Annotated in this window: 12 protein-coding genes; 7 read left to right on the top strand and 5 right to left on the bottom strand. The window is 66.0% G+C overall.

The window, feature by feature from the left end:
- The 4 genes from sufC to ACWEO2_RS10890 are packed head-to-tail and all read right to left on the bottom strand — an operon-like array spanning position 1 to position 4,250.
- Complete coding sequence (gene sufC, locus ACWEO2_RS10905) at positions 1-777, bottom strand: Fe-S cluster assembly ATPase SufC (protein ID WP_452405103.1); 777 nt, start codon at positions 775-777, stop codon at positions 1-3.
- Positions 778-814: 37 nt separating this feature from the next.
- Positions 815-1,996 (bottom strand): Fe-S cluster assembly protein SufD, encoded by a 1,182-nt coding sequence (sufD, locus tag ACWEO2_RS10900; RefSeq protein ID WP_452405102.1) that lies wholly within the window; start codon positions 1,994-1,996, stop codon positions 815-817.
- A complete protein-coding gene (sufB, locus tag ACWEO2_RS10895; protein ID WP_355177973.1) occupies positions 1,996-3,432 on the bottom strand; it encodes a Fe-S cluster assembly protein SufB in 1,437 nt (478 codons plus the stop codon). The genes sufD and sufB overlap by 1 nt, the downstream gene beginning before the upstream one ends.
- On the bottom strand, positions 3,429-4,250 hold the full coding sequence (locus tag ACWEO2_RS10890) for a helix-turn-helix transcriptional regulator (protein WP_452405101.1): 822 nt from the start codon (positions 4,248-4,250) through the stop codon (positions 3,429-3,431). Before ACWEO2_RS10890 ends, sufB begins: the two co-directional genes overlap by 4 nt.
- A 327-nt stretch (positions 4,251-4,577) precedes the next feature.
- Between ACWEO2_RS10890 and mptB the strand changes: the two genes are divergently transcribed.
- From mptB to ACWEO2_RS10865, 5 genes are all read left to right on the top strand, one after another.
- Complete coding sequence (gene mptB / locus ACWEO2_RS10885) at positions 4,578-6,323, top strand: polyprenol phosphomannose-dependent alpha 1,6 mannosyltransferase MptB (RefSeq protein ID WP_452405144.1); 1,746 nt, start codon at positions 4,578-4,580, stop codon at positions 6,321-6,323.
- Positions 6,324-6,448: 125 nt separating this feature from the next.
- Positions 6,449-7,384, top strand: a complete 936-nt coding sequence (locus ACWEO2_RS10880; RefSeq protein WP_452405100.1) for an ABC transporter ATP-binding protein — start codon at positions 6,449-6,451, stop codon at positions 7,382-7,384.
- Positions 7,381-8,172 carry an ABC transporter permease gene (locus ACWEO2_RS10875; protein WP_452405099.1) on the top strand — a complete coding sequence of 264 codons (792 nt, stop codon included), beginning with the start codon at positions 7,381-7,383 and terminating at the stop codon, positions 8,170-8,172. The genes ACWEO2_RS10880 and ACWEO2_RS10875 overlap by 4 nt, the downstream gene beginning before the upstream one ends.
- 141 nt (positions 8,173-8,313) lie before the next feature.
- Positions 8,314-9,288 carry a COX15/CtaA family protein gene (locus ACWEO2_RS10870; protein WP_452405098.1) on the top strand — a complete coding sequence of 325 codons (975 nt, stop codon included), beginning with the start codon at positions 8,314-8,316 and terminating at the stop codon, positions 9,286-9,288.
- A gap of 372 nt (positions 9,289-9,660) precedes the next feature.
- Complete coding sequence (locus ACWEO2_RS10865) at positions 9,661-10,572, top strand: 2-hydroxyacid dehydrogenase (protein ID WP_452405097.1); 912 nt, start codon at positions 9,661-9,663, stop codon at positions 10,570-10,572.
- Between the two features lie 41 nt (positions 10,573-10,613).
- Here ACWEO2_RS10865 and ACWEO2_RS10860 read toward each other — a convergent pair whose 3' ends face one another.
- The gene (locus ACWEO2_RS10860) at positions 10,614-11,447 is read right to left on the bottom strand and encodes a hypothetical protein (protein WP_452405096.1); all 834 of its coding nucleotides are present in this window, start codon (positions 11,445-11,447) and stop codon (positions 10,614-10,616) included.
- 350 nt (positions 11,448-11,797) lie between these two features.
- On the opposite strand from ACWEO2_RS10860, the gene ACWEO2_RS10855 reads away from it, so the two are divergent.
- Together ACWEO2_RS10855 and ACWEO2_RS10850 are read left to right on the top strand one after the other, a co-directional pair.
- Positions 11,798-12,007, top strand: a complete 210-nt coding sequence (locus ACWEO2_RS10855) for a hypothetical protein (RefSeq protein ID WP_354958579.1) — start codon at positions 11,798-11,800, stop codon at positions 12,005-12,007.
- 9 nt (positions 12,008-12,016) lie between these two features.
- On the top strand, positions 12,017-13,468 hold the full coding sequence (locus ACWEO2_RS10850) for an SPFH domain-containing protein (protein WP_452405095.1): 1,452 nt from the start codon (positions 12,017-12,019) through the stop codon (positions 13,466-13,468).
- The last annotated feature ends 125 nt before the right edge of the window (positions 13,469-13,593 follow it).

Genomic DNA, 13,593 nt, shown 5'->3' with positions numbered 1-13,593 from the left:
TCAGGCTCCAGCGGTAGCGGTCTGAGTAAAACGGACGTAGCCGTTCGCATCGAGTTCTTCGGCCAGCTCGGCGCCGCCCTCGGCGACGATGCGGCCGCCGACGAATACGTGCACGAATTCGGGCTGGATGTAGCGCAGGATGCGGGTGTAGTGGGTGATCAGCAGGATGCCACCGTGCTCGCGCTCCTTGTACCGGTTCACACCCTCGGAAACGATGCGCAGTGCGTCGACGTCCAGGCCGGAGTCGGTCTCGTCCAGAATGGCGATCTTGGGCTTGAGCAGACCCAGCTGCAGAATCTCATGGCGCTTCTTCTCACCGCCGGAGAAGCCCTCGTTCACGCTGCGGTCGGCGAAGGCGGCGTCGATCTCCAGCTCGTTCATCGACTCCTTCACCTCCTTGACCCAGGTGCGCAGCTTGGGGGCCTCGCCGCGGACCGCGGTGGCGGCGGTGCGCAGGAAGTTCGACATCGAGACACCGGGAACCTCGACCGGGTACTGCATGGCCAGGAACAGACCCGCACGCGCACGCTCGTCGACGGACATCGCCAGGACGTCCTCGCCGTCGAGAGTGATCGAGCCGGAGGTCACCGTGTACTTCGGGTGTCCGGCGATCGCGTAGGACAGCGTCGACTTGCCGGAACCGTTGGGGCCCATGATCGCGTGTGTCTCACCGGATTTGATGGTGAGGTTCACGCCCTTGAGGATCCTGATGGGCTCGGCGGTCTCGTCCGGGTTGGCGACCTCGACGTGCAGGTCCTTGATTTCCAGGGTGGTCATCGAATTCGGATTCCTTACTGACAAAGGGGTTGGTTGGTCATGCGCCGATTGCGGCGAGTTCGGCCTCGATGGCCGACTCCAGCCGCTCCCGGACCTCGGGGACCGCGATCTTCTGGATGATCTCGTGGAAGAAACCGCGCACCACCAGACGGCGGGCAGCGTCCTCCGGGATACCGCGGGCGCGCAGGTAGAACAGCTGCTCGTCATCGAAACGACCGGTGGCGCTCGCATGGCCAGCGCCGACGATCTCGCCGGTCTCGATTTCCAGATTCGGCACCGAATCGGCGCGCGCGCCATCGGTGAGCACCAGGTTGCGGTTCACCTCGAAGGTGTCGGTGCCCTCGGCGGCCGCGCGGATGAGCACGTCGCCGACCCATACCGTGCGGGCATCGCCCTTGGGGGAATGCGGATCACCTTGCAGCGCACCCTTGTACAGCACATTGGACTTGCAGTGCGGGACCGCGTGGTCGACGAGCAGGCGCTGCTCGAAATGCTGACCGGCGTCGGCGAAGTAGAGGCCGAGCAGTTCGGCATCGCCGCCGGGACCCGCGTAGCGGACATTGCCGGTCAGGCGCACCAGATCACCGCCGAGGGTGACCGAGGTGTGCCGCAGCGTGGCGTCGCGTCCGAGCTGGGCGTGGTGCGCGGTGGCGTGCACGGCGTCGTCGGCCCAGTCCTGGATCGCGACCACGATCAGCTTGGCGCTGTCGCCCAGCACGAATTCGATGTTCTCGGCGTAGGTTCCGCTGCCCCGCTGGTCGATGACCACGGTGGCGACCGCGAAGTTGCCGAGCCGGACCTGCAGGTGGCCGTATGCGGTCTTACCCTCGCCCGGACCGGTGACGGTAACGGCAACCGGTTCGGCGACTTCGACTTCCGCGCCGACCGAGATCACGGTCGCCTGCTCGAAACCCGAATATGCCTGGGCCGCAACCCGATCCGACGGCACACCGGCCGCACCGAGACGAGAGTCGGTGCGCGCCACCATTTCCACCGTCACACCGGCGACCGGGGCGACCTCGACGGTGACCGCGCCGTCCCGGACGGCGGTGCCGTCCTGCAGGCCGCGCAGGCGGCGCAGCGGGGTGAACCGCCACGCCTCATCCTTGGCCGAGGGCACTTCGAAGGCATTGACGTCGAAGGAAGTGAATACCTCCCCCTTGTTGACTGCCGGGATGCGAGCCTCAGCGGCCGCGGCAACGTTATCCAGGGCTGCCATCAGCCGACGGCTCCTTCCATCTGCAGTTCGATCAGGCGGTTCAGCTCGAGCGCGTACTCCATCGGGAGTTCCTTGGCGATCGGCTCGACGAAGCCGCGCACGACCATCGCCATCGCCTCGTCCTCGGTGAGGCCGCGGCTCATCAGGTAGAACAGCTGGTCCTCTGACACCTTCGAGACGGTGGCCTCATGGCCCATCGTCACGTCGTCCTCGCGGATATCGACGTAGGGGTAGGTGTCGGAGCGGCTGATCGTATCGACAAGCAGCGCATCACATTTCACGGTCGACTTGGAACCGTGCGCACCCTTGTTGACCTGGACCAGGCCGCGGTAGGAGGCCCGGCCGCCGCCGCGCGCCACCGACTTGGACACGATGGTCGACGAGGTGTGCGGCGCCAGGTGCAGCATCTTCGCGCCGGTGTCCTGGTGCTGGCCCTCGCCAGCGAATGCGACCGAGAGCACCTCGCCCTTGGCGTACTCACCCATCATCCACACGGACGGGTACTTCATGGTGACCTTGGAGCCGATATTGCCGTCGATCCACTCCATGGTCGCGCCCGCCTCCGCCTTGGCCCGCTTGGTGACCAGGTTGTAGACGTTGTTCGACCAGTTCTGGATGGTGGTGTAGCGGCAGCGGCCGCCCTTCTTCACGATGATCTCGACCACCGCGGAGTGCAGCGAATCCGACTTGTAGATCGGCGCGGTGCAGCCCTCGACGTAGTGCACGTAGGCGCCCTCGTCGACGATGATCAGGGTCCGCTCGAACTGGCCCATGTTCTCGGTATTGATCCGGAAGTAGGCCTGCAGTGGAATGTCGACGTGCACGCCCGGCGGCACGTAGATGAACGATCCACCCGACCATACGGCGGTGTTCAGCGCGGAGAACTTGTTGTCACCGGCCGGGATCACCGTGCCGAAGTACTTCTCGAAGATCTCCGGGTGCTCGCGCAGACCGGTGTCGGTGTCCAGGAAGATGACGCCCTGGGCCTCCAGATCCTCACGGATCTGGTGGTAGACGACCTCGGACTCGTACTGCGCGGCGACACCGGCGACCAGGCGCTGCTTCTCCGCCTCCGGGATGCCGAGCCTGTCGTAGGTGTTCTTGATGTCCTCGGGCAGATCTTCCCAGCTCTCGGCCTGCTTCTCGGTCGAGCGCACGAAGTACTTGATGTTGTCGAAGTCGATACCGTCGAGGTTGGAGCCCCAGCTCGGCATCGGCTTGCGATCGAAGATGCGCAATGCCTTGAGCCGGTGCTCGAGCATCCACTCGGTCTCGTTCTTCTTGGCCGAGATGTCGCGGACGACAGCCTCGGACAGGCCTCGTTGCGCACTGGCACCGGCCTCATCCGAATCGGCCCAGCCGTAACCGTATTTGCCCAGGGAAGCGATGGTTTCTTCCTGAGTGAGCGGTTGCACCTGGTCGGTGGTCGTCGTCATTCGGCACTCCTTCCGGAGTCGTTCGTACGTACCGCTGCGGACTGTGCAGCGGCCTTATGGGAAGCGTTCTCGGTATCGGTAATAGGCAGAACGAACAGCGGCACATGGGTCGTGCACGCGCAATCACCGTTGGCGATCGTCGCAAGTCGCTGTACGTGGGTGCCGAGCAGGTCCCGGAAGGCCTCGAGTTCGGCCTCGCACAGCTGTGGGAATTCCTCGGCGACGTGCGCCACCGGGCAGTGGTGCTGGCAGATCTGGACGCCAGCGCCTACCTTGCGGGTGGACGCGGCGAATCCGGCGTCGGTAAAGGCGTCCGCGATCTCCTCCGCCTTGGCGGTGGTGTTCTCCGCGGTGTGCTCGGCGACCGGTTCGATGCCCTTGACGACGGTCCTGGCCCGCCTGCGCGCGAATTCGGTGATGGCCTGCTCGCCGCCGACCTCACCGAGCTGCCGAATCGCCGCCCCGGCCAGATCGTCATAGGCATGGCCGAGCCGTCCCCGGCCGACGGCCGTGAGCTGGTATTGCTTGGCCGGACGGCCGCGGCCCTTCTGCTGCCACGGCGCCGAGCGGCTCGCCCGCGCCTGACCGGATTCGATCAGCGCGTCCAGGTGCCGACGGACACCCGCCGGCGTCAGGCCGAGCTTGGTGCCGATCGCGGTCGCGGTGATCGGCCCCTCTTCGAGCAGCAGTTGGACTACGGCGGCTCTGGTGTGCCCCTCACCGCTCGTGACCAGGCTCGCAGGCGCAGCCGAAGAGGCGGCACCGGTACGGCGACCGGTGCCTCCATCCTCGTCGTGCGGCAAACCCACGGTTTTCACAACACCAGTGTGACGGAATTATTTCCCGGAATCTAATAAGGGTGCCCTGAGTTGCCCTGCCGATGACCTGCGCGGGAGCACTTCGGCGGCGGACAGGCGACTGCACCAAGTTCACCACCTGCGCCTCCCGCATCGCGGCAGACCTTCGCGTCCGGCAGAATTGCCAGTGCGATTTAGGACACACCTCGATGATCAAAATCCTGAGGCACTGTTCAGCGCACGGCAGCCGAGGGTGCGCCCCGGGTCCGATCGTCATGAGAACGTGCTCCCCGGTCGGTTCCGCGGAGCACCGGAACTGCCGGTCGCATCGGTTACGCTGGCCGCGTGATGTCAGGCGAGCACGGCGAAGAAGGTGTCGAACGCCGGTCGGACACCTCGAGCACCCTGATTCGACTGCGCCGGACTGCACCGATCAACACCGCCATTTCGCTGGGTCGTCGCATCATCGGACTCGATGTGCCGCCGGACCACACCGTCGGCGACACCTTCCACGTCAACGAACCCGAAGCCGCCGAGCTCAACCCGCAGGAGACAGCGCAACTGCGCCGGGTCCGGCTGCTCGGCGCGACCGGTTCGGTCATGATGGCCATCGGCGCCCTCGGGCTCGGCGCCCAGCCCACGCTGCAGAATCCGACCTACGGCCGGGCCATTTTGGGGCTGCCCGCGCGGGTACACAATTCCGGGCTGGCCACGACCATGGTCGGCACGGTCATCGTGATGTTGGCCTGGCTGCTACTCGGACGCTTCGCTCTTGGCCTGCAGTCCAATCGCATTCGCCGGATCAGCCGTTCGCAGTTGGACCGCACTCTGCTGCTCTGGATCATCCCGCTGTCGGTCGCGCCGCCGATGTTCAGCCAGGACGTCTACTCCTACCTGGCACAGGGGGAGATCGCGGCGAACGGGCTCGACCCCTACGACGTGGGTCCGGTACAGGGCCTCGGCCAAGACCATATTCTGACTCGCAGCGTCCCGAATATCTGGCAGAATTCGCCCGCGCCATACGGACCGCTCTCAATCTGGCTGGGCAAGGGCATCGCCGAAATCGTCGGCGACAATATGCTCGCCGGGGTACTGCTGCACCGGATGCTGGCGCTCATCGGTGTCGCCTGCATCGTCTGGGCATTGCCCCGACTGGCACAGCGGTGCCGAGTATCACCCGTCGCCGCACTGTGGCTGGGCGCGGTCAATCCGCTGGTGATATTCCATCTGGTATCCGGTGTGCACAACGAGGCGATGATGCTCGGCCTGATGCTGGTCGGGTTGGAATACTGCCTGGCGGCCCTGAGCAATACCGGCCCGATGCGCGGACACACACTCGTGCTGCTCTTAGCGGGCACTACCCTGATCGCGCTGTCCACCACCGTCAAGATCCCGTCGATGCTGGCGTTGGCGTTCGTGTGGATGGCATTGAGCCGAAAATGGGGCGGCGATATGCGCGCCGTACTCAGTTCGGCACTGCTGCTCGGCTGCGTCACCGGCGCCGTCATGCTCGCGGTCTGTCTCGGCAGCGGTCTCGGATTCGGGTGGATAGACACCCTGACCATGGCCAACTCGGTGCGCAGTTGGATGTCGCTGCCCACCGCACTCGGCGTCGCCACCGGATTCGGGGGCGTCCTGCTGGGATTGGGCGACCACACCACCGCCCTGCTGAGCATTACCCGCCCGATCGCGGCGGCCGCGGCAACACTGGTCGTGGTGCGGCTGATGGTGGCCACCTGGCGCGGTCGGCTGCATCCGGTCGGTGCACTCGGTGTCGCCTTCGGCGCGGTTGTCCTGCTGTTTCCGGTGGTGCAGCCCTGGTATCTGCTCTGGGGCATCGTCCCGCTGGCGGCCTGGGCCAGCCGACCCGCCTTCCGGGTTCCGGCGACGATCGCCTCGGCGGCGATCAGCGTCATGCTCATGCCGTCGGGTAGCGAAATCCCCCCGTTCGTCCTTATCTATGCGGCCTGCATCACGGTCCTCACATGTGCGTTGATGATCCTGGCAACCCGCAAGTCACTGCCATGGCGGATGCACCAGTCCGGCACCGACTCCGCGGCCGCCGCGGTCGGTCCTGCCGGACCACCGAGCTGACTTGGCAGGGGTGTCGTCCCGGTCACATCCGTCGACCGCTTACGGTGTGACACCGTGAGGGAGCGAAGCGAGCGCACAATGGGCACAGCACCCTTGGACGCGACGGAGCCGAGCACCGAGGCGCGATGGTGACCGCAGCCTCGGGACCAGCCGTCCGTATCGACGGCGTCGTCAAGCGATACGGCGAGACCACCGCGGTCGACGGGATCAGCTTCGCTGTCGAACGGGCACAGGTGCTGGCCCTGCTCGGGCCGAACGGGGCGGGCAAGACCACGACCGTGGAAATGTGCGAGGGATTCCACGCTCCGGACGCGGGTTCGGTCCGGGTGCTCGGACTCGATCCGATCGCCGACTCCGACCGGCTGCGCCCGCGCATCGGCGTCATGCTGCAGGGCGGCGGCGCGTACCCGGGCGCGCGGGCGGGCGAGATGCTCGATCTGGTCGCCGCCTACTCGGCGGATCCGCTCGATCCGGACTGGTTGCTGAAAACCCTTGGCCTGCAGGACAACCGGCGCACCCCCTACCGTCGCCTCTCCGGCGGTCAGCAGCAGCGGCTGGCCTTGGCCTGCGCGCTGGTCGGGAAGCCGGAGATCGTCTTCCTCGACGAGCCGACCGCGGGCCTGGACGCCCAGGCCCGGCTGATCGTCTGGGAGCTGATCGACGCGCTGCGCCGCGACGGTGTGAGCGTACTGCTCACCACACACATGATGGACGAGGCCGAGCAGCTCGCCGACCAGCTGGTGATCATCGATCACGGGCAGATCGTCGCCTCCGGAACGCCCGCCGAGGTGACCGCACACGGCGCGGCCGGGCAGCTGCGCTTCACCGCCCCACCTAAACTCGATCTGCGGCTGCTGAAAACCGCACTGCCGGAAGGCTTCTCGCCGCGCGAGACGACGCCGGGATCGTATCTGGTCGAGGGCGAGATCAACCCGCAGGTGCTGGCGACGGTGACCGCATGGTGCGCACAGCAGAATGTGCTGGCCACCGATATCCGGATCGATCAGCGTCGCCTCGAGGAAGTCTTCCTGGAACTGACCGGACGGGACCTACGCGGATGAACCAGCCAGATCGCGTCGAGAACCGCTTCGCACCGGGTACCTTCACCCCCGATCCGCGCCCGAGCAGCCGCATCGCGATGATGACCGCACAGACCCGGCTCGAGCTGATCCTGTTGCTGCGCAATGGCGAACAGCTGCTGCTGACCATGTTCATACCGATCACCCTGCTGGTCGGGCTCAGCCTGTTGCCCTTCGGCGACCTCGGTACCGACCGGGTCGACAAGATCGTGCCCGCGGTAATGATGGTTGCGGTCATGTCGACCGCCTTCACCGGACAGGCCATCGCGGTCGGATTCGACCGGCGCTACGGCGCGCTCAAGCGCCTCGGGGCCACCCCGCTCCCCCGCTGGGGCATCGTGGCGGGCAAGAGCGCCGCGGTCCTGATCGTCGTAGTGCTGCAGGCAATCCTGTTGGGCGCCATCGGATTCGCGCTCGGTTGGCGGCCCGACCTCGCCGGGCTCGGGCTCGGCGCGCTGGTGATCGCGCTCGGCACCGCCACCTTCGCGGCAATGGGGCTGCTGCTCGGCGGCACGCTCAAGGCGGAGATCGTGCTGGCGCTGGCGAATATCCTGTGGTTCGCCATGCTCGGCATTGCGAGCGTGGTGTTCGCATCCGAGGATCTGCCATCGGCGGTGAATGTGCTTGTGCGGCTGGTGCCCTCGGGGGCGCTGGCGGTCACTCTCGAAGACGCCATGCGCAGCAGCGTGGACTGGTTCGGTATCGCAGTGCTCGCCGCGTGGGGCGCGGTCAGCGGCTTCCTCGCGACGCGTTTCTTCCGTTTCGACTGAGGTCGGACCCGGCCGCGCGTTCGAGTCGAATCCGGCGATCGGCTTCCTCGAAAGTGCAGGCCCGACGCAGTTCGGGCTCGCAACGACGATATGTAGTAGACCGCCTGCAGGCGGTCCAACCGCCCCGGCTACCATCATTGCGTGCTGTATCGCGCATTTCTGCGACTCGTCGATCTACTCCCGCTGCCCTCGTTGCGAGTGCAGCGATTGATCGCCGTTGCGGTCATCGTCTCCCAGGCCGGTATCGCCGTCACCGGCGCGATCGTGCGCGTCACCGCGTCCGGACTCGGCTGCCCGACCTGGCCGCAGTGCTTCCCCGGCAGCTTCACCCCGACCGGCGTCGCCGAGGTTCCGGTACTGCACCAGACCGTCGAGTTCAGCAATCGCATGCTGAGCTTCGCGGTGACCCTGTGCGCGGCGCTCATCGTGCTCGCCGTCACCCGGGCCCGACGCCGCCGCGAGGTGCTGGTGTACGCGTGGCTCATGCCCGGCGGCACCGTGCTGCAGGCGGTCATCGGCGGTATCACCGTCCGCTCCGGACTGCTGTGGTGGACGGTCTCGGTGCATCTACTGGCGTCGATGCTGATGGTGTGGGTCTCGGTCGTCATGTTCGCGAAGGTCAGCGAACCCGATGACGGCATCGAGGTGACCCAGGCACCCACACCGCTGCGCTGGCTCACCGGACTGAGCGGTATCGCACTCGCCGCCGTCCTCATCGCGGGCACGCTGGTCACCGGCGCGGGACCGCATGCGGGCGATAAGAGCATCGAGCGCCCCGTCGAACGCCTCCAGGTCGAGATCGTCACCCTGGTCCACCTGCACTCACAACTGCTGGTCGGCTATCTCGCGCTGCTCATCGGCCTGACCTTCGGCCTCTTCGCGGTCGGCATCACCCCCGCCGTGCGCACCCGCCTGTTCGTACTGCTCGGTCTGGTTTGTGCACAGTCCCTGGTCGGTGTCGTGCAGTACTTCACCGACGTACCGGCCGCCTTGGTCGCCACCCACGTCGGCGGCGCAGCCGCCTGCACCGCCGCCACCGCAGCACTGTGGGCGTCATTGCGCACTCGCGAACACATCTCGGCACCGATCCCGAACCCAGCCGAACAGTCGGCATAGTCGGTACGAACCCGCGGCCCCGTATCGCGCCGAACTCCCATCGACACAGGGATGCGAAACCCGGCGCGCCCTCCACGACCGCTGCTGGCGCACCGAGGTAGTGGCTGGATGCCTAATATCACGTTGTGCAGTGGCGAGCAGTGAATCCCATTCGACAGGCAAGCTGGCATTGGGCCACAGGTTGCCGGGGCATCCGGAGTGGCGAAGCCGTCGTCGATAACAGGAGCGGGCATGAGCGCAGCCGGGTCGGATACCGCAGCGGTGATGAATTAGTTCATCGGGATTCTTCGGCGGAGCCCGGGGTTGATATCAAAGATCCGATGATCGGATGCAATCGTGCCCGCAACGGCGGGCGCGGTTAGTCTGGCAGACATGCCGGTCACCGTCCTTGTGCCAGATGATTACGGAGTCGGCGTGCTGGCCCGGCTCGATGGGATTCACCCGGTGCGGTACACGCCTGGTGAACCATTGCCCGCCGCAGCGGAATTGGCGGAGGTGCTGGTTCCGGCGTTTCTGACCGGGCCCGAATCGATCGATCCGGCCGGACTGCCGAAGCTGCGACTGGTGCAGATGCTCACGGCCGGGACCGAACGGTGGATCGGTCGGCTGCCCGACGGGGTCATGCTGTCGAATGCCCGTGGCGCGCATGGTGGCAGTTCCGCGGAATGGGTTGTGGCGGCACTGCTGACGATCTATCGCGACCTGGTCGAATTCGACGATGCCCGACGGCAGCGCCACTGGCACTACCATCAGACCGACACCTTGGCCGGCAAGCGAATTCTCGGCATCGGCGCGGGTGATCTCGCTATCGAATTGCGTCGCAGGCTGGAGGCTTTCGATGCGACCTTGACGCTGGTCGGCACTACGGCCAGAGACGGGGTGCACGGCGTCGACGAACTACCGGGACTGCTCGGCGATTACGACGCCGTCGTATTGATGGTTCCGGTGACCGACCAGACCATCGGCATGGTCGACGCGCAATTCCTCGCCGCGATGGCCGATGGCGCGATATTGGTGAACGTCGCGCGGGGCCCCGTAGTGCAGACCCGAGCACTACTCGCCGAACTCCAGTCAGGGCGGCTACGCGCCGCCTTGGACGTCACCGACCCGGAGCCGCTGCCAGCCGATCACCCGTTGTGGACAGCGCCCGGTCTACTGCTGACGCCGCACGTCGCGGGTAGCAGCAGGGGCAGTCTCGAACGTGCCTACGCCGTCGTCGCTGCGGAAATCACCCGATACGCGGCCGGGGAACCTCCGAAAAACCTTGTGCGCGGAGACTACTGACAGCCTGGAACACGATCAGCGCCGATGGGTCGCCGGACAGATCACGGCCGCGGCCGAGTAACCCGCGCAAGCGTCCTGATCAGCGCATCCGATGCCAGCTGCGCGCGCTGGATGCGAAATCCCGCGTAGCACGGGTCTCCGTTCTCGACGAGACCGACGATCATCGGCTCGTCCAGATGTTCCGCGGCGAAGGCGTATACACGCTCCAGCTTGGGGACGATCAGTCCGTAGTCCAGCGCCCGCGCGACACGGCCCTCCAGCGCGAGTACCGCGTCGACCGACAATTCCGTCAGCGGATACACCTCGGGAAATACATTGCGCAGGTCGAGGAACAGGCGAACCGAGCTGCGCCGCGGATCGGCCGACCAGCCGCCGAGGCGGCCGAACCGGCCCAGCGCCAGCGTCGGCCGCGCCACCAGCACGTGGGTGAACAGCACCCGCATGAGCGTCACGTTGATCATCAGTCGCTCGGCGGGCAGCTCGGCCTCGGCCAACTCCTGATGCTCCAGATAGCCGGAGACAATGCTGCGGTTGTGCGCCCGGTACCACGCTGCGGGAGAAGGCGCGATGAGGAATTCGAGCCAGAGCCGGGCACCAGGTGTCGACGCGTCGCGGACACCGTCCCGATGGAGCAGGGCCGCCTCTAGTTTGTCGTGCAGCAGACGGTCGTTGATGGCGCGCCACCATGGGCTGCCGGTCTCCGGATCGAGTACGCCGCGCGCGAGTTCCCAACGCAGGAAAGCGATTTCGGCGCGGCCGTAGCCGCGCAGCTCCGGTGGATAGCAGCTCTCGGCCAGCGCGACACGCTGGTGTGCGTCGGTGTGTGCGGCGCCGACCCGCCGAGCCGCCAGCTCACTCGCCTTATCCGCGTTCATCGTCACCTACTCTACGAGCCGAACACGAGACCAGGCACCCATCACCATTCCGATGTCACTCGTTTGATGACCCATTAATGTTTCGATGGACGGCTGTCCACCGCCGGCCTATCAAGATCATAGGGATGCCCAAGCGACATCGCCCGAAAGCGGCCCGCCAGCAGTTCGACCTGATCTTGGTCCCCCGCCTCGCACGGCCGGATGAACCCGGGAATTTCAGTTGGTGCGAATTGGCGTCAAGGGCGCGAGACTGGAAGGCATAAGGGATTCGTAAAGATCGCTTGCGCGACCGGCTGGCGAATTTCGCCAGGTCTACCGTGGAGTGGTCGAACCGCGGCAGGGAGGTGTCGGTGGCGACAGACGTGATCGGCAAGATCGCCCGGGTGACCGCGACGATCAAGCCGGACCATCTCGGCGAGGTTTTGATCGAGGTGCGGGCGGGGACAGAGCGATTCCTCGCGCGTCCTGCTGACGGGGAGACAACCATTCCGAGGCACACCCAGGTGCTCGTGGTCGGGAGCCTGGGTGGTCGAACAGTTGAAGTCACTCCCTTGAAATGAAGGTTCATCATGGACGTCCTGCTCGTGGTCGTCGTCGGCATCGCCGTTGCGGTGCTATTCCTTGCCGCCATCCTGTTCCGGCTCTCCTGGCGAGTCGCCGAACCCGATGAGGCGCTGATCATTTCCGGTTTCCGCGCGGGCGAAGGACAGGCCTTCGGCGAGAGCATGGGGTTCCGGATCGTCACCGGACGCGGCAGTATGGTCGCACCCGGATTGACCAAGGTGCGCCGAATCTCATTGGAAGCGCACGAAAGTCAGATCACCGTGCCCTGTGTGAGTCAGCAGAAGATCAGTCTGCAACTGGCGGGTGTGGTGGTCTACAAAGTCGGTGACGACTACCGGTCCATCGCGAATGCGGCCCGCCGCTTCCTGGACCGACCGGCCGAAGAGCTGGAAACCAAGGTGCAGAATGTCTTCGTTGGCCATCTGCGCGCGATCGCGGGCTCGATGACGGTCGAGGATATGATCAGCGATCAGGACAAATTCTCCGAGCAGGTCCGCGACCGCTGCTCCCAGGAGATGGAATCGTTCGGGCTGGTCATCGATAGCTTTCAGATCCAGTCCATCTCCAGCGGTTCGAATTACATTGCCAACCTTGCGATTCCGCATCAGGCGGCGGTGGAACAGAAGGCGCGCATCGCCCGCGCCAATGCCGAGCGCGAGGCCATCGAACAGGAACAGGCCGCACAGGCGCAGATCGCACTTGCGGTGCGCGACACCCAGATCAAGAAGGCCGGATATCAGGCCGAGGTCGACAGCGCGAGTCAGGAGGCCGCCCAGCAGGGTCCGCTCGCCGATGCCACCGCCCGGCAGGCCGTCGTCGAAATGGCAACGCGGGTAGCGCAACTCGAGGCGCAGCAGAAGGAACAGCAGCTGCAGGTCGAGATCCGCAAGCCCGCCGACGCCGAGGCCTATCGCCAGACCACCCTGGCCACGGCGGGCCGCGATGCCCGGATCAGCCAGGCCGAGGCCGACGCCCAGGAGACCCGCCTGCGCGCGGAAGCCGCTGCGGCACAGACGAAGATGCAGGCGCTGGCCGAGGCCGATGCGATCAAACTGCGCGCCGCAGCGCAGGCGGAGGCCACCCGACTCACCGGTCAGGCCGAAGCCGACGCCATCAAGGCAAGGGGTCTGGCCGAGGCCGATGCAGTGCGTGCGCATATGGCCGCCGAAGCGGCGGGTATCCAGCAGCGCGCCGAGGCGATGAGCCAGAACCAGGAGGCCGTCATCGCGCAGCAGATCGCCGAGAAACTTCCCCAGATCGTCGCCGCTGCGGCGGCCCCATTCGAACATGTCGACCAATTCACGGTGCTCAACGGTGCGCAGGGCGTGACATCGGCGCTCGCCGAGATCATCCAGCAGGCCGGTGCGCTCACCTCGATCGCACGCGAATCCCTTCTTCCCGCAATGAATCTCAGCACGAAGGGACAGCAGAACGGCGAGGTCGAACTCCAGAAGTAGCGGTGCGTGCGCGGCGAGCCCCCGACGACTCGCCGCTGACCTGCGACGTACCTTCCGGTAAGGGCCGTTGGTCCCTTGTTCGGCATCGGCGCCTCTGCGAATCTGATACGTCCGATCGTCGGTAA

The organism is Nocardia sp. NPDC004278 (genome assembly GCF_053602975.1).
This window is presented reverse-complemented; position numbering and strand designations above follow the sequence as displayed.

Excerpts from the sequence above, each read along its gene's own strand:
- sufD (WP_452405102.1), bottom strand. The coding sequence starts at position 1,996 with ATGGCAGCCCTGGATAACGTTGCCGCGGCCGCTGAGGCTCGCATCCCG.
- mptB (WP_452405144.1), top strand. The coding sequence starts at position 4,578 with ATGTCAGGCGAGCACGGCGAAGAAGGTGTCGAACGCCGGTCGGACACC.
- sufB (WP_355177973.1), bottom strand. The coding sequence starts at position 3,432 with ATGACGACGACCACCGACCAGGTGCAACCGCTCACTCAGGAAGAAACC.
- ACWEO2_RS10880 (WP_452405100.1), top strand. The coding sequence starts at position 6,449 with ATGGTGACCGCAGCCTCGGGACCAGCCGTCCGTATCGACGGCGTCGTC.
- ACWEO2_RS10875 (WP_452405099.1), top strand. The coding sequence starts at position 7,381 with ATGAACCAGCCAGATCGCGTCGAGAACCGCTTCGCACCGGGTACCTTC.
- sufC (WP_452405103.1), bottom strand. The coding sequence starts at position 777 with ATGACCACCCTGGAAATCAAGGACCTGCACGTCGAGGTCGCCAACCCG.
- ACWEO2_RS10865 (WP_452405097.1), top strand. The coding sequence starts at position 9,661 with ATGCCGGTCACCGTCCTTGTGCCAGATGATTACGGAGTCGGCGTGCTG.
- ACWEO2_RS10860 (WP_452405096.1), bottom strand. The coding sequence starts at position 11,447 with ATGAACGCGGATAAGGCGAGTGAGCTGGCGGCTCGGCGGGTCGGCGCC.
- ACWEO2_RS10850 (WP_452405095.1), top strand. The coding sequence starts at position 12,017 with ATGGACGTCCTGCTCGTGGTCGTCGTCGGCATCGCCGTTGCGGTGCTA.